21 protein-coding genes are annotated in these 23,166 nt (G+C 45.4%); 5 read left to right on the top strand and 16 right to left on the bottom strand.

Annotated features, from left to right (window positions below):
* Window positions 1–10: 10 nt before the first annotated feature.
* Window positions 11–1,096, top strand: coding sequence for a phosphomevalonate kinase (locus FC51_RS01495; RefSeq protein ID WP_057909150.1), 1,086 nt, complete (start codon window positions 11–13; stop codon window positions 1,094–1,096).
* A 2-nt stretch (window positions 1,097–1,098) separates the two neighbouring features.
* Entirely contained in the window at window positions 1,099–2,130 is a 1,032-nt protein-coding gene (gene fni, locus FC51_RS01490) for a type 2 isopentenyl-diphosphate Delta-isomerase (protein ID WP_057909151.1), read from the top strand.
* Between the two features lie 98 nt (window positions 2,131–2,228).
* On the opposite strand, the gene FC51_RS01485 is transcribed toward fni, so the two are convergent.
* Entirely contained in the window at window positions 2,229–3,593 is a 1,365-nt protein-coding gene (locus FC51_RS01485; protein ID WP_057909152.1) for an RsmB/NOP family class I SAM-dependent RNA methyltransferase, read from the bottom strand.
* A 77-nt stretch (window positions 3,594–3,670) separates the two neighbouring features.
* Between FC51_RS01485 and FC51_RS01480 the strand changes: the two genes are divergently transcribed.
* Window positions 3,671–4,504 (top strand): Cof-type HAD-IIB family hydrolase, encoded by an 834-nt coding sequence (locus FC51_RS01480; RefSeq protein ID WP_057911131.1) that lies wholly within the window; start codon window positions 3,671–3,673, stop codon window positions 4,502–4,504.
* A gap of 169 nt (window positions 4,505–4,673) precedes the next feature.
* Here the strand turns inward: FC51_RS01480 and glpK are convergent, their stop codons facing one another.
* Both glpK and FC51_RS01470 read right to left on the bottom strand, forming a co-directional pair.
* Window positions 4,674–6,179 (bottom strand): glycerol kinase GlpK, encoded by a 1,506-nt coding sequence (gene glpK / locus FC51_RS01475; RefSeq protein ID WP_057909154.1) that lies wholly within the window; start codon window positions 6,177–6,179, stop codon window positions 4,674–4,676.
* A gap of 172 nt (window positions 6,180–6,351) precedes the next feature.
* Complete coding sequence (locus tag FC51_RS01470) at window positions 6,352–6,540, bottom strand: 2-hydroxymuconate tautomerase (protein WP_057865671.1); 189 nt, start codon at window positions 6,538–6,540, stop codon at window positions 6,352–6,354.
* 145 nt (window positions 6,541–6,685) lie between these two features.
* Between FC51_RS01470 and FC51_RS01465 the strand changes: the two genes are divergently transcribed.
* Window positions 6,686–8,119, top strand: a complete 1,434-nt coding sequence (locus tag FC51_RS01465; RefSeq protein WP_057909155.1) for a C69 family dipeptidase — start codon at window positions 6,686–6,688, stop codon at window positions 8,117–8,119.
* 58 nt (window positions 8,120–8,177) lie between these two features.
* Here FC51_RS01465 and FC51_RS01460 read toward each other — a convergent pair whose 3' ends face one another.
* The 13 genes from FC51_RS01460 to FC51_RS01400 form a co-directional block, all read right to left on the bottom strand.
* Window positions 8,178–9,605 carry a C69 family dipeptidase gene (locus tag FC51_RS01460; protein WP_057909156.1) on the bottom strand — a complete coding sequence of 476 codons (1,428 nt, stop codon included), beginning with the start codon at window positions 9,603–9,605 and terminating at the stop codon, window positions 8,178–8,180.
* Between the two features lie 247 nt (window positions 9,606–9,852).
* A complete protein-coding gene (gene topA / locus FC51_RS01455; protein WP_057909157.1) occupies window positions 9,853–11,985 on the bottom strand; it encodes a type I DNA topoisomerase in 2,133 nt (710 codons plus the stop codon).
* 116 nt (window positions 11,986–12,101) lie between these two features.
* On the bottom strand, window positions 12,102–12,980 hold the full coding sequence (gene dprA / locus FC51_RS01450) for a DNA-processing protein DprA (protein ID WP_057909158.1): 879 nt from the start codon (window positions 12,978–12,980) through the stop codon (window positions 12,102–12,104).
* A 38-nt stretch (window positions 12,981–13,018) separates the two neighbouring features.
* On the bottom strand, window positions 13,019–13,792 hold the full coding sequence (locus tag FC51_RS01445; RefSeq protein WP_057909159.1) for a ribonuclease HII: 774 nt from the start codon (window positions 13,790–13,792) through the stop codon (window positions 13,019–13,021).
* On the bottom strand, window positions 13,773–14,645 hold the full coding sequence (ylqF, locus tag FC51_RS01440; RefSeq protein WP_057911130.1) for a ribosome biogenesis GTPase YlqF: 873 nt from the start codon (window positions 14,643–14,645) through the stop codon (window positions 13,773–13,775). The genes FC51_RS01445 and ylqF overlap by 20 nt, the downstream gene beginning before the upstream one ends.
* An 11-nt stretch (window positions 14,646–14,656) precedes the next feature.
* Window positions 14,657–14,875: a YozE family protein gene (locus FC51_RS01435; RefSeq protein WP_057909161.1), complete on the bottom strand. Its 219-nt coding sequence runs from the start codon at window positions 14,873–14,875 to the stop codon at window positions 14,657–14,659.
* 2 nt (window positions 14,876–14,877) lie between these two features.
* Entirely contained in the window at window positions 14,878–15,495 is a 618-nt protein-coding gene (locus tag FC51_RS01430; RefSeq protein ID WP_057909162.1) for a YpmS family protein, read from the bottom strand.
* Between the two features lie 7 nt (window positions 15,496–15,502).
* On the bottom strand, window positions 15,503–16,429 hold the full coding sequence (locus tag FC51_RS01425) for a GDSL-type esterase/lipase family protein (protein ID WP_057909163.1): 927 nt from the start codon (window positions 16,427–16,429) through the stop codon (window positions 15,503–15,505).
* 87 nt (window positions 16,430–16,516) lie between these two features.
* Window positions 16,517–17,365 carry a DegV family protein gene (locus tag FC51_RS01420; protein ID WP_057909372.1) on the bottom strand — a complete coding sequence of 283 codons (849 nt, stop codon included), beginning with the start codon at window positions 17,363–17,365 and terminating at the stop codon, window positions 16,517–16,519.
* Between the two features lie 85 nt (window positions 17,366–17,450).
* Window positions 17,451–17,948 carry a dihydrofolate reductase gene (locus FC51_RS01415; RefSeq protein WP_057909164.1) on the bottom strand — a complete coding sequence of 166 codons (498 nt, stop codon included), beginning with the start codon at window positions 17,946–17,948 and terminating at the stop codon, window positions 17,451–17,453.
* Window positions 17,949–17,958: 10 nt separating this feature from the next.
* Window positions 17,959–18,909, bottom strand: a complete 951-nt coding sequence (locus tag FC51_RS01410) for a thymidylate synthase (RefSeq protein ID WP_057909165.1) — start codon at window positions 18,907–18,909, stop codon at window positions 17,959–17,961.
* A gap of 27 nt (window positions 18,910–18,936) precedes the next feature.
* The gene (locus tag FC51_RS01405; RefSeq protein ID WP_057911129.1) at window positions 18,937–20,859 is read right to left on the bottom strand and encodes an ABC-F family ATP-binding cassette domain-containing protein; all 1,923 of its coding nucleotides are present in this window, start codon (window positions 20,857–20,859) and stop codon (window positions 18,937–18,939) included.
* Window positions 20,860–20,866: 7 nt separating this feature from the next.
* On the bottom strand, window positions 20,867–22,066 hold the full coding sequence (locus FC51_RS01400) for a CCA tRNA nucleotidyltransferase (RefSeq protein WP_375710465.1): 1,200 nt from the start codon (window positions 22,064–22,066) through the stop codon (window positions 20,867–20,869).
* A gap of 141 nt (window positions 22,067–22,207) precedes the next feature.
* Here FC51_RS01400 and FC51_RS01395 point away from each other — a divergent pair, with 141 nt between their 5' ends.
* The gene (locus FC51_RS01395) at window positions 22,208–23,098 is read left to right on the top strand and encodes a YitT family protein (protein ID WP_057909168.1); all 891 of its coding nucleotides are present in this window, start codon (window positions 22,208–22,210) and stop codon (window positions 23,096–23,098) included.
* The last annotated feature ends 68 nt before the right edge of the window (window positions 23,099–23,166 follow it).

The raw sequence follows: 23,166 nt of genomic DNA, 5'->3' as shown, positions 1-23,166 counted from the left end.
AAATGATCCGTTGATTACGGTTAAAGCGCCAGGAAAACTTTATATCGCCGGAGAATATGCGGTAGTCGAGACCGGCTACCCCTCTATTATTGTTGCATTAAATCAGTTTGTGACCGTCCAGATTTCCCGGAGCGAATCTTATGGCAGTATCGTTTCCAAACAATACCGTGAGGATTCCGTGTACTGGCGGCGCCGCGGGGATCAAATGATTCTGGACAATCGGGATAATACTTTTAATTACATAATTTCAGCCATTCAGCTGACTGAAGAATATGCCCAATCCCTCGGCCGCCAAATGGAAGTCTATGATTTGCGGATCAATAGTGATCTGGACAGTCCAAACGGGAAGAAGTATGGTTTAGGATCCTCTGCGGCAGTGACCGTCGCGACGGTTAAGGCACTCTGCCAGTTTTACAAATTGCCGTTAACCAAGAGTAAACTCTTCAAACTTTCGGCGATTGCCCACCTCGATGTTCAGGGGAACGGATCTTTGGGAGATATTGCCGCCAGCGTATACGGCGGCTGGATCGCCTACCGTTCGTTTGACCGAAACTGGTTAATGGCTGCCCGCAGACAGGAAAATTTGACCGAGCTCGTCAATAAGACTTGGCCGCATCTTATGATTACCCAACTGACGCCGCCTAAAGAGTTGAAATTGATTATTGGCTGGACCGGATCGCCCGCTTCAACCTCTCATTTGGTTGATAAAGTGGCGGTCCAAAAAAGCCATCAACACGCCACCTACACGCAATTTTTAAAGGACAGTAAAGATTGCCTCGATGAATTAATTGACGGCTTTAAAACTGGCAGCCTTTCGGTTATCAAGCGCGGCATCTTGCGAAACCGGGAAATTCTTCAACACCTGGCTGAATTTACCAAAGTCCCGATCGAGACACCGATTTTAAAACAAATGTGTGATATTGCGGTGGCACATTCCGCAGCAGCCAAGTCGTCAGGCGCTGGCGGCGGCGATTGCGGAATTGTTGTCGCGGATGAAAACACCGATATTGAGTCAATGATTCAAGGCTGGAAACAAAACGGTATCAAGCAATTGTCACTTCAAGTCCATCCCGTGATTGACCTTGATAAGGAGTAACTATGATTTCAAACCATTCACACCGAAAAGACGAGCACGTTTCACTAGCCGAAAAATTTTATCAACCCAACTCATTTTTTGACGCCGTTCGCTTTATACCAAACGGTCTGCCAAAAACGTCGCTGAATCAAATTGACATTTCAACGACGGCTGGCCGGCTTCAATTTGAGACCCCTTTTTATATTGAGGCAATGTCAGGCGGCAGCCCGCGAACGAAGGACATTAATCGGCGACTGGCTGAAATTGCCAAAGAAACCGGCTTAGCTATGGCCGTTGGCTCGCAGAGTGTTGGCCTAAGTGATCCATCAGTGAGTGATTCGTTTACGATTGTCAGAGAAGTTAATCCGAGTGGCCTGATTTTTGCCAACATTGGTGCCAATCACAATGCCGACGATGCCAAACGGGCCGTTGACCAATTGAAAGCCAACGCGTTGGAACTCCATATCAACGCTGCTCAGGAACTGGTCATGCCGGAAGGTGACCGGACATTTTCGTTCATCAATCACATTGAATCGATTGTTAAGGCCGTTAACGTCCCCGTGATCGTTAAAGAAGTCGGATTTGGGATGAGTCAAGACATCATCAAAGAGCTCCAGGAGTTGGGCGTTCAATACATCAACGTCTCTGGGCGTGGCGGAACAAATTTTGCAACAATTGAGAATTTTCGCCGGCCCGATAAAGAGATGACCTATTTGGAAAATTGGGGATTGACGACTGTTGAATCGCTGCTGGAAAGCCGCCCATTCCAAAAGCATATGACCGTCTTTGCGTCCGGTGGGATTCAATCCCCCATGGCCGTTGCCAAAAGCTTGGCACTTGGAGCTTCTGCGGTGGGCGTTGCCGGCTATTTTCTTCACGCCTTGATTCACCAAAAAGATGAGGCCGTGATTTCCGACATTAACAACTGGAAATACGGGTTAAAAGCCATCATGGTGATGTTAAACTGTCAGACGATTGCGGATTTACAGAAGCAAAAATTAATTTTGAAACCCGAACTTAGAGATTATTTAAAACAGCGACAGATTGACTATTAGGATATGAACCAAACAAGGCTGAGAAACGAGCAGATCACTCGTGTCTCAGCCTTATTTGTGTATTGGTACGTAATTCGCCCGCGTATTTCGGACACAATCTAAACGATAAATCGCAGCCCTTTTGGAAAGAAGTTTTTCGCTGTGCCGTTAACCACTTTGGCAAAGCCGACGGGTTGGTTGGCGCAAACTAACAAATACCAGCCCTTTGACAAACTCGGTTCAACCGTAAACGTATCCCCGTGAACATACTTGGCCCACTGAAGTTGGTCAATGACGACTTGGCGTTTAACTTGATCAGCATGAAGTGCCAGTGCTAACGCGTAGCTGGGCTCAAAGCGGTTCTTTTTGAAGGTGCCAATTTCCAACCCCAGGCGAACAATTTTGATGCCCGATAAATTAGGCGTTTCTTCGGGAACCGAATACAAGTGATCTTTAAAGACCACCAGTTTTTTGAAATTAACATCCGTTAAGGTGTCATCTTTAAATTGATTTAATAACACATTTTCGTCTTTGGTGGGCATCTCAATATTGCGCCCGATTCCACGGAACCGTTTTGGCTTTGGATCAGGTTCGCCGGTTTCCGGCTTCTTGAGTTTGGCAATGAAGTGGCCCTCACCGTCAAAATGATGGGGGAAAATTCTCACACAGTTTTTCAAATCCGGATTGCCGTTCGCCCATTCTGGGATGCCCGAATCCATTCCCGGGTACTTTTTGACCGGTAAAATTTCAAATCCAAACGTCTCCACCAGCCAGGCAATAATCTGCTCATCTTCTTCCGGCGCAAAGGTACAGGTTGAATAGATCAACTCGCCGCCGGGCTTTAGGTTTTTGACCGCTTGTGTGAGAATGGTTCGCTGACGGGTGCTGCATTCTTTCGGGTAAGCCAAATTCCAATACTGCATGGCATCTGGATCCTTTCGAAACATCCCTTCTCCTGAACATGGCGCGTCCACCAACACCCGATCAAAAAATGCCGGAAGTTGAGCGGCCATTCTGTCTGGATCGGTATTGGTGACAATTGTGTTGGTCAGCCCAAACCGCTCGACATTTTCAACCAAAACTTTGGCCCGTTTACTGTCGATTTCATTTGCGATTAGCAGCCCGGTATTACCCAGATAACTCCCCAAATGCGTGGTTTTACCACCCGGAGCCGCGCATAAGTCCAAGACTTTCTCGTTTCGTTTGGGTGCAGCAACTTCCCCAACGTACATGGCACTTGGTTCTTGACTGTACACCGCGCCACTTTGGTGATCGACGGTTTTACCGCTAACCTGGCCATGATAGCCAAACTGACAGTGAGCTGTGGGATGCGTCAAGTCAAGGTCCTCAGGCTGACTGACCTTCAGCGGGTTCACTCGAAAGCCTGGCGTACTGGGTTGGGAAAAACTGGCAATAAAAGCCGCTGCCTGCTCTTCGCCCATTAATTTTTGATATTTGGTGATGAAATCGGTTGGTAGGTTCATTCTAATCTCCCTTGTTATGATGAATAATTGACGTTTTGACCGTTTTCAGATACTATAAATGGATATGTTGGTAAGGAGTGATTACAATTACAAGAAAACTCATCGCACTCGACCTGGATGGGACGACGTTAAACAACGATAGCAAAATCAGCAGCCAAACTGCCGCAACCATTCGGGCTGCAGTGAAACAAGGCTACTTGGTCAGTATTGTGACCGGTCGTCCGAACAGACTTTCTGAAAACTTTTATGATGATTTACATTTAAATACACCCATGATTAATTTTAATGGCAACCTTGGCATTTTACCACATCAAGCGTGGAATCGTGAATACCAGTACACAATTGATAAGGAAATCGTGGCGGAACTGCTGGCAAAAAGCAAGTCACTGGGCTTATCTCTGATCGCCGTTGAAGGCCGGGATATGTTTCTCGCCAACCATGGCGTCAAAAATAACGCCGGTTTTGGCTTTTTCCCCAGTACGTTAGAAACCGACCAAGTTCTCAGTCAACAAAGCCTGCGGGACAACCCCATCAGTATTACGGTACAGGTGGAACCGGAACTCAAAGCCGGCTTAATCGACTTCCTTCAAAACCAATTTGGCGATCAAGTCGAAGTGTCCCCTTGGGGCGGCCCTCATTCGATTGTCGAAATAGCGACCAAGGGCGTCCATAAGTCCACTGGCTTGAAATTCTTGGCGGACTATTATGGCATTCTTCAAAAAGACATTATTGCCTTCGGCGACGAAGGAAATGATGTCACCATGATGCAATACGCTGGTACCGGCGTCGCAATGAAAAACGCCATTGACAAAATCAAAGAATTTGCCAATGACGTGACGGACTTTTCCAACGACGATGATGGCGTGGCCCGATACTTACAAGACCGAATGGATATCGCGGTTGGAGAATAATAATGGCCAAATGACACCTCAGTGTTGTTTGGTTTTTTTGTTGGCATGCATTTCATGATGGAAAATCAATGGCATCCCTCATCGCCTTGAATCCCAACCAAAAACGCACCTGGTAAAGCAAACAATGATCGTCAGCCACAGGTACGTTCAAAAACAGAGTTGCGTTCAATTAGTCATTTGGATGATACTGAATGGTTGCCTTAACGGCGCGTTGCCAGCCTGCATACAGCGTCGTTCTGGTAGTCGCATCCATCTCAGGCTTGAACTCATCCCTTGATTTAACCGTCTTTTTAATATCTTCAATCGAATCCCAGAAACCAACCGCCAGGCCTGCCAGGTATGCAGCTCCCAATGCAGTTGTTTCAGCAATCGAGGCCCGTTGAATTGGGGTTCCCAAAATATCCGCTTGAAATTGCATTAGATAGTTGTTGTTGGCAGCCCCACCATCAACCGCAAGCGATTTAAGATCGATCCCGGTTTCGGCGGCCATTGTGTCAACAACGTCTCTTGTCTGGTAAGCCAGCGATTCAAGTGTCGCCCGAACAAATTGATTTTTGGTTGTTCCACGAGTCAATCCAAAGACCGCGCCTCTGGCATCCTGATCCCAGTAAGGCGCACCCAGCCCGGTAAATGCCGGTACGACGTAAACGCCGTCACTGCTTTTGGCGTCAATGGCCATCTGTTCGGAATCGGGTGAAGATTTGACCATTTCCATCCCATCTCGCAGCCACTGAATGGCCGAACCCGCCACGAAGATACTCCCTTCCAGCGCGTAGTTGACTTTGCCATTGATGCCATATGCGATCGTGGTCAACAGTCCGCGTTTGGACAACGTTGGCTCTTCGCCGGTATTCATCACGATAAAGGCACCTGTTCCGTAAGTATTTTTAATCATTCCCCGTTGAAGCGCCATTTGACCGAACAAAGCTGCCTGTTGGTCACCGGCAATTCCGGCAATTGGCACTTGAACCCCAGAGAAAGAGTAACCTGAGGTATAGCCGTAAATCTCTGAAGAGGAATGAACTTCAGGCAACATGCTTTCTGGAATATTAAGCACCTTTAAGATATCTTGATCCCACTTCAGCGTATGAATATTAAATAACATCGTTCGACTGGCGTTGGTGTAATCAGTCGCATGGACCTTGCCGCCTGTCAGCTTCCAAAGAACCCAGGTATCAATGGTGCCAAATAACAAGTCACCGTTATCCGCCTTTTGACGAGCACCTTCCACATTATCCAAAATCCATTTGATCTTGGTCGCCGAGAAGTAAGAATCAATAATTAAGCCAGTCTTTTCGTGAATCATGTCGTTATAGCCGTCACGCTTCAATTGGTCCGCCAAGTCGGCAGTCTGCTTGGACTGCCACACGATTGCGTGGTAAATCGGCTCGCCTGTGTTCTTATCCCAAATCACGGTTGTTTCCCGTTGATTGGTGACACCAATCCCCCGGACTTTGTATGGCGGAACATCAGCATTAATTAAGGCTTCTGAGATAACAGATTGAACGGCATTCCAAATCTCGTTGGCATCGTGCTCAACCCAACCGGATTTTGGAAAATACTGGTGGAACTCCCGTTGCGCCTTTCCAACGATATTGCCATCATTATTAAACAATATTGCCCGGGTACTGGTCGTGCCCTCATCAATGGACATTATGTATTGCTGATCATTCATGTAAAGGTCTCCATTCCTGTTGTTAATACGTTTAACGCGTCTTTTCTCTTTGTTTAGTATACAATAATATCCAGTTGACGACCAATTTGTCCATAAACTTTAGAAAATAATAGACGCTATCGAAAGAAAAAGCCCGCAACCCTGAGATTGTGAGCTTAACATGACTAAAAGTCTACTTTTCGTCACTCTTTAAAACGCCGCCAACGCTGTAACGGTTTGTTTGCATTTCACTTAAAATAACGTGAACGTGTTCTGCGGGTGCGCCAGTGTTTTTAACAACGGCTGCGGTGACGTCTTCAACGAGTCCCTTCAATTGATCCTGTGAACGACCGGCAATTAAATGAATATCTACGATTGGCATAAACTAATTCCTCCATTTTTTTGAATGCAAAAAGTATACCCTAAAAGTTTTTCGCCTGCAATCACATTTGAACGCCCGCCAACCGTTTTGGGGCAAAAAATGATACAATGTTGCAAGCAACGTTTACGATAGGAGATTTTTAAACATGATACCAACTAAAAACTTTTCAGCCTGCACCAGTATGATTGTGGGAAAGAATGCCAGTATCGATGGGTCGATCATGATCGCTCGAAACGAAGACAGTAAGGCATCCTGGCCTAAGAATTACGTAATCCATCCTCACGAAGAATTTGACCAGCCCCAGGAATTTTCTTCCAACGATAATGGCTTTAAGATCAGTCTGCCAACCATTCGCGCCAAGTATTCAGCGACTCCCGAATGGACGGATAAATTCGGCTTGTTTGAAGAAGACGGCTTTAATGAATACGGCGTTGCCATGAGCGCCACTGAAAGTACCTACACCAACAAGCTGGCTTTGGGTGCCGATCCACTCGTAGAAGACGGCATTGGTGAAGAAGCCATGATTACCGTCGTTTTACCCTACGTCAAAACCGCCCGTGAAGGCGTCCAGCGTTTGGGACAAATTGTTGAGTACTACGGCACGTCAGAATCAAACGGGATTTTGTTTGCCGATCAAAATGAAGCTTGGTACATGGAAACCGGTGGCGGTCATCACTGGGTGGCGCAACGAATTCCTGACGACAGCTATGCCGTGATTGCAAACCAAAGTGCCATTCAAGAAATTGATTTTGATGATCCGAAACACTTCATGTGGTCAACAAACATTCGCAAATTTGTCGCCGACAACCATTTGAACCCCGACCCATCCGGTCATTCATTTAACTTCCGGCAGATTTTTGGTACCGCCGACTTATCGGATACCTATTACAATACGCCGCGGGTTTGGTATGGCCTGCGGATGTTCTCGCCCGACCTCGAATTTGACCCAACTAGCCAAAATATGCCGTTTATTAATCAGGCCAACCGAAAATTGAGTCTCTTTGATGTCCAGGATTTTCTTGGATCACATTATCAAGGGACTGCGTATGACCCCATTGGCGAGGGCTCTGAGCACGACAGGCACCACTTCCGACCAATTAGTCTCGCCAAGACACAAGAGGCCCATATCCTCCAAATACGGCCAAATATGCCCACTCCTGCCGCAGGGATCCAGTGGTTGGCAATGGGGGTTGCCGCACAAAGCAGCTTTGTGCCATTTTACGCCGGTGCAACCGACACTCCAACCGAATACCAACATGCCAGTGGCACTTATGCACCAAATCAAGCTTATTGGACGTACAAATTAGCCGGCGTCCTGGTAGATCCGCACTACGTTTCGTTTGGGCCGAAGTTAAACGATACCAGAGCCGATCTGCGGGTTGCCTTTCAACAAGCTGTTAAGAAGGCCGATGCGGCCGTCGGTGGCTTATCAAATGTCGAATTAGCGGATTTTCTCACCAAAGTTAATTTCGAAAATGCTAAAACCGGGCTGACCGCTTACAACAAGCTTATCTCCGACCTGATTACCCATTCAACTGATTTTTCACCAATTAATTTTAAACAAGACGTTAACCTGTAGCACTAAAAAATGAGCAACCTGCCGTCCTGGTAGATTGCTCATTTTTGATTACCATATTTTAATAATGTTCTCTGGTAAACGAACCTGGAACATCCTGACTGGCTTTAACAACCAGCTTGGTCAACAGGTCTTCAGTGGCTTTCATCATGTGATCGGCCGTTCTGGCATTGGCTTGGCCAAGTGCTCGGACAATGTGTGAACCAGCCGCTTCTTTTTCGGAAATCCGCTTATCAACCTGGGCAATTCGTTCATGGGCATAACCCATTTCTTTTAGTTGATAATCTTCAATATCAGCCATTAATGCCTGATAATGGTCGGCAGCAATCAGTGAAATCAACCGATTTGCCCAATAGGCGTTATGACTATCCAAAGTTTCCGTCGTATCCCGGTAGCAATCCGGTGTGTTGATGACGTTGGTGTAAAACGGCGTTAAGACATTAAACGGGTTGGACGCAAACGTGATCCACTGAATCGCTGAATAAGCCGACGGCATGTTAGGCCGCAACTGCAAGATGGATAATTGCTGGTTACGGTTAATCCCAATTGGCCGATAAGGCACTGTTTTGTAATCTGCTCCTGGCGCAAACGGATCGTAAGGCGTGTCCTCGTAATGAGAGCTCAAGACAAATTTGATATCCTCAATGGTGATTTTTCGATTGGCGTGGCAAATAAACGGCAGGTCGTTCCTCATCGGTGACTTATCCTTAACGGATTCAGGATCAAAGTAACGTTGGCCATACCATGCCCGTGGTGTGTTGTAATGGCGATCCAACTGGGTGTCCGAACCAAAGATCTTTCTAAAATTAAAGTGATTGGTTAAATTCAAGTGGTTGTCACGGGCAAATTTACGTAAATCCTTGGAATACATAAAGCTGTCCGGATCATCGAAGTCGATTTCTTGAATGCCGGTCTGGTTTGGCGCGATAACATAAGCGTCATCCGGAATCCGTTGGGCAACCCAGTGATGGCCGCCGGCAGTCTCCATATACCAAATTTCGTTAACGTCAGAAAAGATAATTCCGTTTGATTCGTAGGTCCCATACTTCTCAAGCAGTTCACCCACTCGTTGAACGCCTTGCTTGGCAGAATCAATATATGGCAGCGTGATTGTCAGTAAATCTTCTTCACCCAGTCCATTGGGCTCAAATGGATCAGCACCCATCACCCTGGAATTGGTCGTAATCGTCTCTGTGGCGCTCATCGCCACATTATGGGCATTTATACCAGCTTCTCCCCAAACGCCCTTTCCAGGGACAGCATCGGGCACTGAGGTATATCTCAGTGGATTGTCTGGCAATTTAACAGCAAATTTCGTTAATTGTGCGTGATAGTCCCTTGGTTGGTCTTCAGGTTCGACGACCACAAACTTCTTAGGGTTAACGGCATCGCCCGCGTCTTCGTTTCTGGCAATGAGCGTTGACCCGTCGTAACTGGCCTTCTTACCAACTAAAATCGTCGTACAACTACTGTGTTTTGATGAAAACATTTTAAAGCCTCCCCTTTATCTTCCTATCACCTTGATTTTACACCCTTTTGACTGGAGTGGAAGAAAAGAGCGTGAAATCGGTCACATATGAAGGCATCACTGCAAACAAACGCTTTTGACAAAATAAAAACCGATTGGAAAACAAGTTGCGTTTTCCAATCGGTCATTTTCGTTCAGTGACAAAGCCACTTAAGGGTAAATCATTATTTTTGTGCCGGTTAATCATTATTTTTGTGCCGGTTAATCATTATTTTTGTGCCGGTTCTTCATAATCACCATTTGGACAGACCACTTGGGTGCCGCCCTTTACCCGTTTTTCAACCAGGAAGTGGCCATCCTTTGGACAGTCACGGCCGATTGGTTTATCCCATGAAACAAAGTCACAGTCGGGAAATCTCGAGCAACCATAGAAGATTCGGTTCTTTCTTGATTTTCGTTCAATGACCTGGCCTTCATGACACTTCGGACAAATAACGCCAATTTCTTTAACAATTGGTTTGGTATTTCGACAGTCAGGGAACCGCGAACAAGCGTTGAACTTGCCGTAGCGTCCCATTTTAATGACCATCGGTGCCCCGCAGATATCACAGTTAAATCCGGCTGGTTCGTCTTTGATTTGGACCTTTTCCATGTTCTTTGTGGCCGACTCGACCTCGTCTGAGAACGGCTTGTAAAAAGTATCAACCAACTTGATCCAGTTTTCCTTACCCTCTTCAACTTGGTCAAGCTTGCCTTCTAAATTAGCCGTAAAGTCAATGTTAACCACATCCGGGAAGTATTCGACGATAATCTTGTTAACAATTTCGCCTAATTCAGTCGGTTCAAATCGACGACCGACTTCCTTGACGTAATAACGCCGTTGGATGGTGTCAATGGTTGGTGAATAGGTGGAAGGACGTCCAACACCCTTTTCTTCCAGCGCCTTAATCAAGGTTGCTTCACTGTAACGGGCTGGTGGCTGGGTGAAATGTTGATCAGGGTTGTTCTTAACCAGTGAAACCACGTCGCCGGTTTCAAGATCAGGAAGTAAATTATCCTTTTCTTTGGTATCACCGTATACCTTCAAGAACCCATCAAATTTCATCTTTGACCCGTTGGCTTTAAAAATCACGTTATTTTGTTCAATCGTGACCGCCATGGTATCCATAATTGCCGGTGTCATTTGACTGGCAAGAAATCTTGACCAAACCATTTGGTACAAGCGGAACTGGTCACGGGTCAAATATTTCTTGAGACTTGCCGGTGTTCGAAAGACTGATGTTGGCCGAATCGCCTCATGGGCATCCTGGGCGCCTTCAGGCAATTTACCTTTGATTGGCTTGGTGGCCGCATATTCTTCCCCGTATTCTTCGTGTAAGAACTTGGAAGCTTCATGCTTGGCAATAACGGAAATTCGGGTTGAATCCGTCCGCATATAGGTGATTAAGCCTTGGCTGCCCTCTTTACCAATGTTGATTCCTTCATACAGCTGTTGAGCGGCCATCATTGTTTTTCGAGTCCGGAAATTCAACTTCCGGTTAGCTTCCTGTTGCATCGTACTGGTCGTAAATGGTGGCTGCGGCTGGCGCTTACGTTCACGTCGGGTCACTTTGGTAATGTCAAAATCACCCTTTGGATCAAGCTGTTTTAAAATAGCTTGAACGGCTTCATTGTTAGGCAGTTCTTTTTTCTTGCCGTTCACGCCATAAAACGCCGCCTTAAATTTACTGCGACCCTTTTTAAATTCAGAATCAATGGACCAGTATTCTTCAGGAGTGAAATTCTTAATTGCTTTTTCACGCTCAATAATCAGCCAAAGTGCAATTGACTGCACCCGACCGGCACTAAGACCTTTTTTGACTTTTTGCCATAATAGCGGTGAAATCGAATACCCTACAAGGCGGTCAAGAATTCGCCGTGCCTGTTGGGCATCTACCAGGTTCATGTCAATGTTTCGGGGATGCTTAAAAGATTCTTTAACCGCATCCTTTGTAATTTCGTTGAAGACAACCCGATTATCATCGTTTGGATCAAGGTCTAAAATGTGTTGCAGGTGCCAAGCAATTGATTCGCCTTCACGGTCCGGATCGGCTGCGAGATAAACTTTTTTAGCTTTTTTGGCTGCAGAACGTAATTCCTTGATTGTATCGCCTTTGCCACGAATCGAAATGTAATGCGGTTCGTAATCATGGTCGATATCAACGCCCATCTTACTCTTTGGCAAATCACGGACGTGACCTTTACTGGCGACAACCTTGTACGATCGGCCAAGATATTTTTCAATTGTTTTGGCCTTAGCTGGAGACTCTACAATCACGAGTGTCTTTTTAGGTGATTTCCGTTTTGTCTTCGCTTTTGGTTTAGATTTGGCTTTTGGTTTTGGTTTAGTAGAAGTTGCCATTATTTCTCCCTTCGAAAGTGCTACTTTTGTATTCATATTATTGTAGGAATTTTTATTACAAATCTACCACATCATATTGCAGGAATTTTGAAGTGTCAACTCATGCACTTTCAAATTCAGATTTGATAGAACTCTTCGACGATATCATCGGCTTGCAAAATCGGCTTGGCGCCAGCCGCGATTAATTCATTCGTACCAACTGATAGCGGGCTGTTGATCGGACCGGGAACTGCTAAGACATTCCGATTGTTTTGAAGCGCCAAGTTTGCAGTAATTAAACTTCCGGAGTGCTGCTTCGCCTCAGTCACTAAGATGCTTTGAACAAGACCGGCAATAATGCGATTTCGTTCCGGAAAATGGCTGCGATAGCCCTTGGTATGATTGGGATATTCAGAAATCAACAGTTGTGTTTGGCCAATTTGTTGCTGCAGGGGTCTGTTGGCCGCTGGATATTCGATGTCCAATCCAGTCCCAATGACCGCAATAGTCGAGCCACCGCTGGCAATTGCGCATTGGTGAGCAAGAGTGTCGACGCCTTTAGCAAGTCCGGATACAATAGCCATTGTATTGGAAACTGTGCCAGGAATCAACTTTTTCATAACCTCAAACGAATAATTTGTGCAGTCACGGGCACCGACGACGCCAAGTAGCGGCCTTGATAAAAGTGGCAGCCGGCCCCGATAAAACAAAATCAACGGCGGTGCGAATGCTTCCCTCAAGGCGACCGGATAGTCCGGATCACAGATCGAAAGCCACTTTTCACCGGCCACTAATTTTTCAACTAACCGTGTATCTTGAAGCAGTTGATGATAGCTTTTAGAAAAGGCGGCAAAGTTGTGCTGATTGATTCCGGCGACGTTCGCCAACAGTTCAACCGGTGGTAATTGGGTGTTTGACCACTCAGATTGTTTTAGCCAAGCGTATACCTTCGCCTTGCCAATTATTCCAATTCCGTTACATAAATGAATCCGCAATAAAAAATCTCTTAAAAGCATTTTTATCCATCCTTTTAAGAGTATATACGTCATTAAATTTAATTTTTGCGAAATTTTTCAACCGGCGAAAAAGTCATCCGGTGAATTGGGGTTGGCCCGTACGCCTTTAGGGCAGCCAAATGCTTTGCTGTCCCATACCCGGCGTTATGAGGAAAATCGTAAGCCGGATATTGCTTGGCATATTCATCCATTAAGTGATCACGATACACCTTGGCGATGATGCTTGCAGCAGAAACACTGATGCTCTTGGCGTCCCCCTTGATCAACCGCGTTTGTTTGATTGGCACGGGAATCTGCATGGCATCGACAATAATTTCTTCTGGTTGCGGATCCAATTTCTCAACGGCTTGTTTCATGGCGACTCGAGTTGCTTGATAAATATTGAGTTCGTCAATCCCTTGATTATCAACCAATCCGATACCGATACTAATGGCAACTTGTTGAATCTTCGGCGCCAATTCAGCGCGGACAGCCGGTGTTAATTGTTTAGAGTCATTGACCTGAACCAAATCAAAGTCCTTCGGCAAAATGACGGCAGCTGAAACGACCGGACCGGCCAATGGTCCTCGACCAACCTCGTCAACCCCGGCAATATAGTCAATCCCCTGTTGCCAGAAGTGACGCTCATATTCAAATCGGTGTTCAAATGCGACGACCGCGGCCTGCTGTTTATGAATGCGAGCGGCTGCAGCATGAAGGGCTGTTTGGACACCCTTTCTGGGATCGTTTTTAAGCTGGGTAAATAGCGGGTCGCTGACGGCTGTCACATCCCTTAACAATTGTTTAATCTCACTAATTGTTTGTTTGCGCATCATCTTCCACCATTTCTGGATTGTCTAACGTAAAGCGGCCAATTTTTCCTGACCGGAAGTCCTGAATAATCCGGTTGGACCCCCGTTCATAATCGTCTCTCATCCCAACTTTTTTGGTAATTTCGAGTAGTAAATCAACATCGGATAAATCAAAGTCGGCATCCGTCAAATGATAGCGTTCTTTTAACCCGTTTGGATTAAGCAGTCGTAATCGCCCGAGTCCAAACAAGGCAACGTCATCGCTGGCGAAGACGCTTTCCTTAATGGCACCAGTCAATGCCAGCTTATCAGCAACCTCCTGACTTGAAAACTTGGGCCAGAGGATTCCTGGCGTGTCCAGCAATTCAAGCTTATCGTCTGACTTTAACCACTGCTGTCCTTTGGTTACCCCTGGTCGGTTACCAACCTGGGCAGCCCGTCTGTTCACCAGGCGGTTAAGCACCGTCGACTTACCAACGTTGGGTACACCGACACTAATCGCGCGAATGGGACGTTTTTTCATCCCCTTATCCTGTTCGCGTTGCAATTTTTCGCGCAAAATTGGCGAAATAACGGAAATGACGTTGTTGATTCCAAATTTCGTCTTTGCATCAATGGCGATTGCCGGTTGATGATGTTCGGCAAAATAGTTTAACCATTGATTGGTGAGCTTGGGATCTGCCAAGTCACGTTTGGTCATAATATATAAATGCGGTTTTTGAGCGCTAATTCGCCTTATTTCCGGATTTTGAGAGGTCAACGGAATTCTTGCATCAATCACCTCAAAAACAATGTCAACCAAGGATAAATTTTCCTCGAATTGTCGAATGGCCTTGGCCATATGTCCTGGGAACCACTGAATTGTTACTGCCATTTTTTCACTTCCTAAAAGCTTTCTTGATATTCGGTCCAGACTGAATCAAAGATTTCCATTGTTGGCAGATATGTCGCGTTTTCTTCCAAGTATTTGGAAAGCGCGTCAAACTCATCTTCCTGCTTGGGAAATGACTGATCGTAAAATGCGTTGTTGGCAAACTCTGCCACCGGATCGGTGCTGCCGGGGTTTCGTTTGGTCATTAAAAATTGGTAGAACGTTTTATGCATGGTTAGTTCACCTCGGTTGCTGGCGGTAAAATGATCTCAAAGGCAAACCTGCCCTTGCCATTCATATCAATGGTTTTGGCACGATAATTGATCCCATGCTTGCCATTCATGTGAATAATATCAAGTTTGATGAGTTTATTCTTGGGATCGAGCTGAACCCACTTTGGCAACTTATAATTTTGTTTAACGTAAAGTAGAACAAAACTAATTGGTACCGGAAACTTGCCTAATGCAAGCTTGTTGGCATGAAGCGTCACGTTCCCATTGGCCATCACCTTTGGGTCAAAGGTAAGTGAATAGTCCACGTTTGACCCCAGTAACTTCAACGTCCCGTAGACAATGCCTTCGTCTCCGACCTCAAAGTGATACTTGTTTTGGCTGTCTTTTTGCAGGCGCCCCAGGTAATAGCTCGATAGTTGATTCAGTTGTGCCTTGTTAATTGAAACTGAAACCGGCTGCGAGGAAGACGTGACCTGCTTATCGGCAGATTTGGTCAATGAAGATGACGATTGAACGGCTGCCCACATTCCCAAAATTGCCACGACCAAAAGTCCAATCAACGAAATAAAGGCCAACTTCCAGGGATTGCGCCGCTTAACTGATTGCTTGTCTTGTCTCATCTTCAAATCACTCCTTTGCCCAAGTTGTATGCTTCACCATCTGCTGATACAGTTGATCGGTCATAATCTTGTACCCGGTTAAATTAGGGTGAAAATGATCATTGTTTGATAAATATTGATTGGACTGGGCGGATTGGCCGTTTAGGATCCGTTCAATATCAGCCGGTGAACTTTGGTTGCCGCTAAAATTGCTGGCGCCAGCCTTCTTTTCAAGGCTCTTTCGTTCTTTAGCGGTCTTAAACTGTCCGTCCGTCAATTGCTTGTTGATCGACACAAAGTAAATCCCGTGTTGTTGCTGGCTGACCTTCTTGGTTATCTGGTTGGTTTGAGCAACCGTGTCGTTAATGTATGAAACCTGCGGAAAGTAGACGTAAACCGGGTTGTAGATCCCAAAGACAAAGATTGGCGCGCGGGAATTAAGCCGGCGAATGTTTCGAAATAGCCGAGCCACTCGCTGCTGATAAATCAGGCAGTATTGATTCAACTTGGTATCCAAAATCTTTTGGTTGGACGCCACCACGTTGGCCTTTAAAAATTTGAGCAGGTCATTGCCGCCCGTGGTCACGGTGATCACATCCGCATGCCGTAAGCTCGTTTGAAGGCGTTTTGAAGAAACCACCCGATGATTAATCTGATCGGTGGTTTCCCCCGAAATACCGTAATTTGCCGTCGACATTCGGACATTGGGATTCTTGGCGTTCACCTTTTTACGAATTAAATTGGTGTAACCGCCTTTATTGGTGGGATCCCCCACTCCTTGGGTCAAAGAATCGCCAACAGCGGTCAAGCGGATTTCTCGTGGCCGTTGCGTTGATCCCTGGTGAAAATACCGGAAACCGGCAAATCCCAAGGCAACAAGAACGACCAACCCAATCAGCCAACCGCCCCAGCGAAACGAATGCTGATGACTTTTGACATGTTTATTTTTGCTCAAACAAAAAACTCCTCAAATATTGAAATCTAAAAGGGGTTACGACAAACAAACGTTGTCTCGCCCCTTCATACAAATCTCTGTGTTGATTTAATCAGGATCACTGAAATAAATTAACGCGAAAGCACCCTTTCCGGTATGGGTAGAAATCGTCGGTGATGTGACGCGCTCAAGAAGCGATGCGTTCGGAAAATCGTCTTTGAGCTTTTGGACCGTTTCTTTCAAAATTTCGGTCTCGGTCACATATGAAATACCAATTGACTTGATTGAAGGTGTTTGCTTCATTTCGTCAATGATACCATTGAAAAATTTTCGAAGCGACTTATCGCCGCGACCTTTAGAAATAATTTTAAGTTTACCACCCGTCACCTGAAGGCCTAATTTAATATTCAAAAAATTAGTAATTGCCCCGGCAAATGCGGGAAGCCGCCCGCCTTTGACGATATTGTCCAGTGTCATCACACAAAGATATAACTTTGTGTTGCTGCGGACTTTATCAACCCGCTTTAAGATGGTTTGTAAATCAGCACCTTGTTGCGCGAGCTTGGCAGCCTCCAAAACTTGGAAGCCCAGACCCCGGTCAGTGCTTTGACTATCCACAACGGTCACATTGCTCTTACTGATCGTCGCTGCCTGTTCAGCTGCATGAACAGTCCCACTAATTGCTTCAAGCATATTGAGGCACAGAATTTCGCTGCCGTCCTCACCCAGTTGATCAAACGCTTCGACAAACTTGCCAACAGGCGGTTGACTCGTCTTTGGCAGATCATGAGCTGCCAACATTTTGGGAACAAACGTTTCGTTGGTGATTGTATCATGGTCAACATAGACTGTGTTATCAATCATCACCGTTAGTGGAACCATTGTAATGTCATATTGTTCAAGTTCTTCATCGGTTAATTGAGCAGATGAATCCGTCACAATTTTTACTTTTGCCATTTCCGCCACTCGTTTCTTTACAAAATTATTAAATAATTGATAGTCCATCGATAATTATATCAAAATTTAGATGAACGGACACCATTTATGAATGGAATTGCCTTCTTTCATAAACTTCAAATGTATGGGGATACTTGTTTTTTTCATCGACAATGCCTGGGATTGATTTAACCAAAGCAAACTGAGAATAATCAATTGGCGGCATATAGGTATCGCCCACAAACGTCCCCTCAATTTTAGTTCGATAGAGCCGATCAACCCGGGTTAACAGTTGTGAGAACAGGTTGGCGCCACCGGTCACAATATATTCCTTGGTGGGATTTTCTGCCACCAGTTCACAAAGTCGGTCAATCGAGGGCACAACATGAACGCCGGCCGGGAAGTCACTTTGACTGGAAATCACAATGTTTTCTCTTCCGGGAAGCGGCTTGTTATAACTTCGAAAAGTCCGCGATCCGGAGATAATCGTATTGCCCATCGTTGTTTTCTTAAAATAGTGCATGTCATCTGGAAGATGCCAGGGAAGCGTGCCATTTTGGCCAATTAAGCCGTGTGAATCTTCAGCCCAAATAAAAGCTAACATGACTGCCCTCCTAAACCGCAACCGGTGCTTTGATAACGGGATAAGGATCGTAGTTTTTCACTTTAATATCCGCCATCGAAAAGTCATCCAGATTCTGCTTGTCGGGATTTAACCACAATTCTGGTGCCTGACGTGGCTTTCGGGTAAGTTGCTCTTTTACCTGCTCAATATGATTTAAGTAAATATGAGCATCGCCAAGCGTGTGTACAAAATCGCCGACCTCAAGCCCACATTCATGGGCAATCATTGACGTTAACAATGAGTAGCTGGCAATATTATACGGCACGCCCAAGAAAATGTCGCCGGATCGCTGATATAACTGACAGCTGAGCTTTCCATCGTTCACATAAAATTGAAACATTGTGTGACATGGTGGCAGCGCCATTGAAGGCACATCTTCCGGATTCCAAGCAGAAACAATCATCCGTCTTGAATCAGGGTGCGTCTTAATCGTTTCGATTACATTTTGAATTTGGTCAATCGTTTGGCCATTAGACGTCTTCCAGGCGCGCCATTGACTGCCATATACCAACCCAAGATCGCCATATTGTTGCGCAAACGCATCGTCTTCCAAAATTCGTTGACAGAACAATTTCTTTTGTTCCTGGTAGATTTTGTTGAACTCGGGGTCTCTTTCAGCACGGTGAGCAAAATCTGTCATGTCAGGACCAGTGTAGTCTTTGGATTCAGTGAACCGTTTAAATGGCCACTCATCCCAAATATGATTCTTGTGTTCGAGCAAAAATCGGATATTGGTATCACCCTTTAAGAACCACAAAAGTTCACTTTTAATCAGCCCAAACGGGACTTTCTTGGTGGTCAGAAGTGGAAATCCCTTTGATAGATCAAAGCGCATCTGATAGCCAAACGTACTCAAAGTACCGGTATGCGTGCGGTCGGTCTTTTTATGGCCATTTTCTAAAACGTATCGTTCAAGGTTTAAGTAAGCGTCTTCTAACATGGCAATTTCTCCTTTAATGATCGTGCATTATTCAGCATATTCACTCAAATATTCCCAGCGTTGCATCTTCTTGTCGGCTTCGGCTGACAACTTGTCCTTTTGTGCCTGCAGGTCGGCCAGTTTATCATAGTCCGAGCCGTTGGTCTGCATTTGTTGATCAATCTCTTCAACTTGAGACTCAAGGGATTCAATTTCGTCTTCGATGTGGGCGTATTCAATCTTTTCAGAATACGTCAGCTTCTTTTTCGCCTGTGACTGGTCATTATCGACTTCACGCTTATCACTTGAATCCGCGGCTACCGCAGTATCCGCCGAATCTTGCTTGGTCGAATTTTGACTTTGCTTGGGCTGATCTTTTAATGATGCCAGATAGTCCGTGAACCGGCCACGATGTTCTTCAATCACGCCGTTTCCTTGGAAAATCAAGAGGCGATCGGCCACTTTATCCAGGAAATACCGGTCATGAGAGACCGTTATAACCGTTCCTTGGAACTTGGAAATGTAATCTTCCAGAACCGTTAACGTGGCAATATCCAAATCGTTGGTCGGCTCATCCAGCAATAACACGTTTGGTTGTTGCATGAGTAGTTTCAGCAAATATAACCGTCGCTTTTCACCACCTGAAAGTTTGCGAATCAACGTCCCGTGCATAAACCGCGGAAAAAGAAATTCTTCAAGCAATTCAGTGACACTAATCTTGTTTCCGGTGTTATCGGTCACCTGCTGGCCGACTTCACTCAGATAACTGATCACCCGTTTATCTTCGGGAATCGGTTCGGTTAACTGGGTATAATACGCTAATTTAACCGTTTCGCCAATCTTAATGATGCCTGAATCGAGTTTCAATCTGCCGGCAATGACGTTTAAGAGGCTGGTTTTTCCGGCCCCGTTTTCACCGCTGATGCCAATTCTTTCATTCGGCTGAATTAAGATATTGAAATCCTTCAAAATGGTCTTGCCATCAATTGTTAAATTAGCATCCTTCATTTTGAGCACTTCTTTGCCCAACCGGGTTTGACCCAGTGAGATGTTGACGTCCTGATCAACTTGAAGGGTCCCAACGTTTTGTTTCAAATCATTAAATCGGTTGATTCTGGCTTGCTGCTTCGTGGATCGCGCCTTGGCTCCGGTTTTCATCCACGCCAACTCCTTTTTATACAGCTGTTGGGTCTTATGTTCTGCTTGAATTTCACCCTCAACGCGGGTCGCCTTTTGTTGGACGTAATCCTGGTAATTACCGTCGTATTGGTACAGCTTTCCAAACGACAACTCCCAAATCTTGTTGGCAACGTGATCCAAGAAGTAACGATCATGGGTCACAACAATTAGGGACCCCTTATAAGCGGCCAAGTAGTTTTCCAACCAGTCAATTGAGTCAAAATCCAAGTGGTTGGTCGGCTCGTCTAAAAGCAGTAAACTTGGTGCCTGAATCAACACTTGGGCTAAGCCGACCCGGCGCCTTTGCCCACCTGACAGGTCAGCGACTTTTTGGTTGTAATCAGTTATTTTTAACTGATTTAAGATGGTCTTGACATCGTTTTGGGCATTCCAAGCGTCTTCTTCGTTCATCCTGGCTTCAGCCTTGGTGTAACGTTTAGTGGCCTGCTCGTCTTCAGGATGGGCAGAAAACTCTTTTAAAGCAGCCTCATAATTTCGAATCGTTTGATAAACGTCTTGGGAACCCGAAAAAACGGCATCCATAATGGATAATTGGTCGTCAAGTTCCGGGTCCTGCTTCAAATAGCCGATCGAGTATGTTTTTGACGTAATAATGTCTCCGGTAGAGTCTTGATCAATTCCTGCCAATGCATTCAGCAGAGAAGTCTTTCCGGTTCCATTCGTGCCAATTAATCCGATTCGATCATGTTCATTTATGATAAAATTCAGCTTATCAAACAGCGTCTTTTCACCGTACGTCTTTGCTAAGTTTTCAACTCGCATTGTTTCCATTCAGTTATCAGTCCTCATTTAGAAAATTTACAGCAGCCGCTTTTAAATCATCAAAATTGTTTGGAATTTGGCCGTCAACAACTGCCCGTTCAAGATAATCCAAAATCTTGCCAAGTTCGGGTCCGGGTTGTAATACCCCCTGTTGGATCAATTGCCCACCGGTAATTTGTAGCTGCTTCTTAGTTTTAATTGGAAGTTCGGCATATCTGGACATCAGTGTCTGTGTTTCAGGCAGAGGGCCAAACACATCAATTGCGTTCGTGATGTTGGCTGCTCCCGTTTGATACAACAGCCAATTTGTGACCTGCTGTTTTTTAATCGCAAAAAGTAATTCAGTGGTAAGTATAACATCATTAATTATTTTATTGGCCGTCTTCCACTTTTTTAAAAATGACGAAATCTGACCGCGCGAAAAACCAAACGTAAAGGCTAGAAGCGACCATACCTGAACCTCATTTTGCAAGCTTAACGGGCTGTTTGCCAACTGTTTAAGCGCTTGTTCGTGTTCACCAAGGACCGGGACGTGTCGGTCCAATCCGGTATCCAGCATCACATTCAAGCCATTTTGGGCAGCAACACCCAGCATCATTTTAACGAATTCTGAATGACAGCGCTCAACGGCGATTTTTTCAAGTAACCGACTGTGCCTGGCAATTCCCTGCAGCGTCTCAGATTCAATTTGAAAATCTAATTGACTTGCAAACCGAACTGCCCGCATCATTCGCAACGCATCTTCGTTAAAGCGCTCGTTGGGATCGCCCACCGCTTTGATAATGTGGTGTTGCATATCGGCCAAGCCGCCAAACAGATCAAAAACCTGGCCGCTTTCAGAAAGGGCCAGCGCATTAATTGTAAAATCACGTCGTTTAAGATCTTCTTTAAGTGAGCGAACAAACGTAACTTTGTCCGGCCGTCGGTAATCCTGATAACCGGATTCGGTTCGAAAAGTTGTCACTTCATAGCCGGTCCCATGGTCCAAAATCATCACGGTTCCGTGCTCAATTCCAGTGTCAACAGTCTTCTTGAACAGTTCCTTAACTTCACTTGGATAGGCACTGGTCGCAATGTCCACGTCATGAATCGGCCGCTTTAAGATGGTATCTCGAACAGACCCGCCAACGAAATAAGCTTCGTAGCCGGCTGCTTCAATCTTTTGTAAAATTGGTAATGCTTCCTTGAATTCTGTGGGAATTTCTACTATTCGCACAATCATCGCCATCCATTTTTAGTTTATCCTCTGACAATTCTAACAGAATTTGCAGTGAAAGAAAAAGATCACCACAATCATTGCCAATCCTGAAGTACAATTGATATGATAAGTTGTCAGATAAACGCGGGAGGTAACACGATGGAGAAAAAACAAAGCCGCTTCAACCTTGATATTTCAATCGTTGATCTGCTGGTCATTGCGGCCGGGACGGCAATTTATTCATTTGGAATCGTCTTTTTTAACATTTATAATCACTTGGCCGATGGTGGCGTTACGGGTATTACGCTGATCCTGCGAGCGTTATTTCACATTGACCCGGCTTATTCAACCATCCTGGTCAATATTCCCTTGTTTGCGATTGGCTACCGATTTTTAGGAAAAAAAGATATGTTTTATACTTTGTACGGAACCATTGTGTTGGCGGTTTTTCTTTGGATCTGGCAGCGGGTCCCCATCGTCATTAATCTTGATCATGATCTGTTGCTTTCAGCGATCGGTGCCGGCTTGTTTGGCGGCTTTGGCTGTGGCATTGTTTACCGGTTCGGCGGTACCACTGGTGGTGTTGACATTGTTGCCCGGCTGTTTGAACGTTTCAAAGGCGTTCAAATGGGACAGACCCTGTTAACGATTGATGTCTTGGTACTGTTGTCGTCACTCATTTATCTAAACGTCCGCCAAATGGCCTACACCTTGATTTATGTTTGGATTTTTTCAATGATTGTCAACTTTACCCAACGTGGTGCCTACACAGCCCGCGGAATCTTGATTATCAGTAATGAATCGGAGCGAATTTCAACCGCCATTCAAGACGAACTCAGCCGCGGCGTGACGTTTCTGAATGCTGAAGGCGGCTATTCACACAAATCAAAGCAGGTCGTTTACTGTGTGGTTTCCCCAAGCGAACTGCATACCCTCAAAAAATTAGTCGAGTCCATCGATGAAGAAGCCTTTATTTCAATTATCGAGGTCAACGAAGCGATTGGTGAAGGATTCACGTATAAACGACCGAAACGCTTTAAATTATTATAGACGTTGAAAAAGGATCTGGTTCACGCGCTTGCCGTGGGATCAGATCCTTTGTTTTATCTTTTAAGTTA

Origin of the sequence: Lentilactobacillus parabuchneri DSM 5707 = NBRC 107865 (assembly GCF_001435315.1) — a bacterium.
In the GTDB taxonomy this organism is placed as follows: domain Bacteria; phylum Bacillota; class Bacilli; order Lactobacillales; family Lactobacillaceae; genus Lentilactobacillus; species Lentilactobacillus parabuchneri.
Note: the sequence above shows the minus strand (reverse complement) of the source record. Positions and strands in the feature narration are given on the sequence as shown.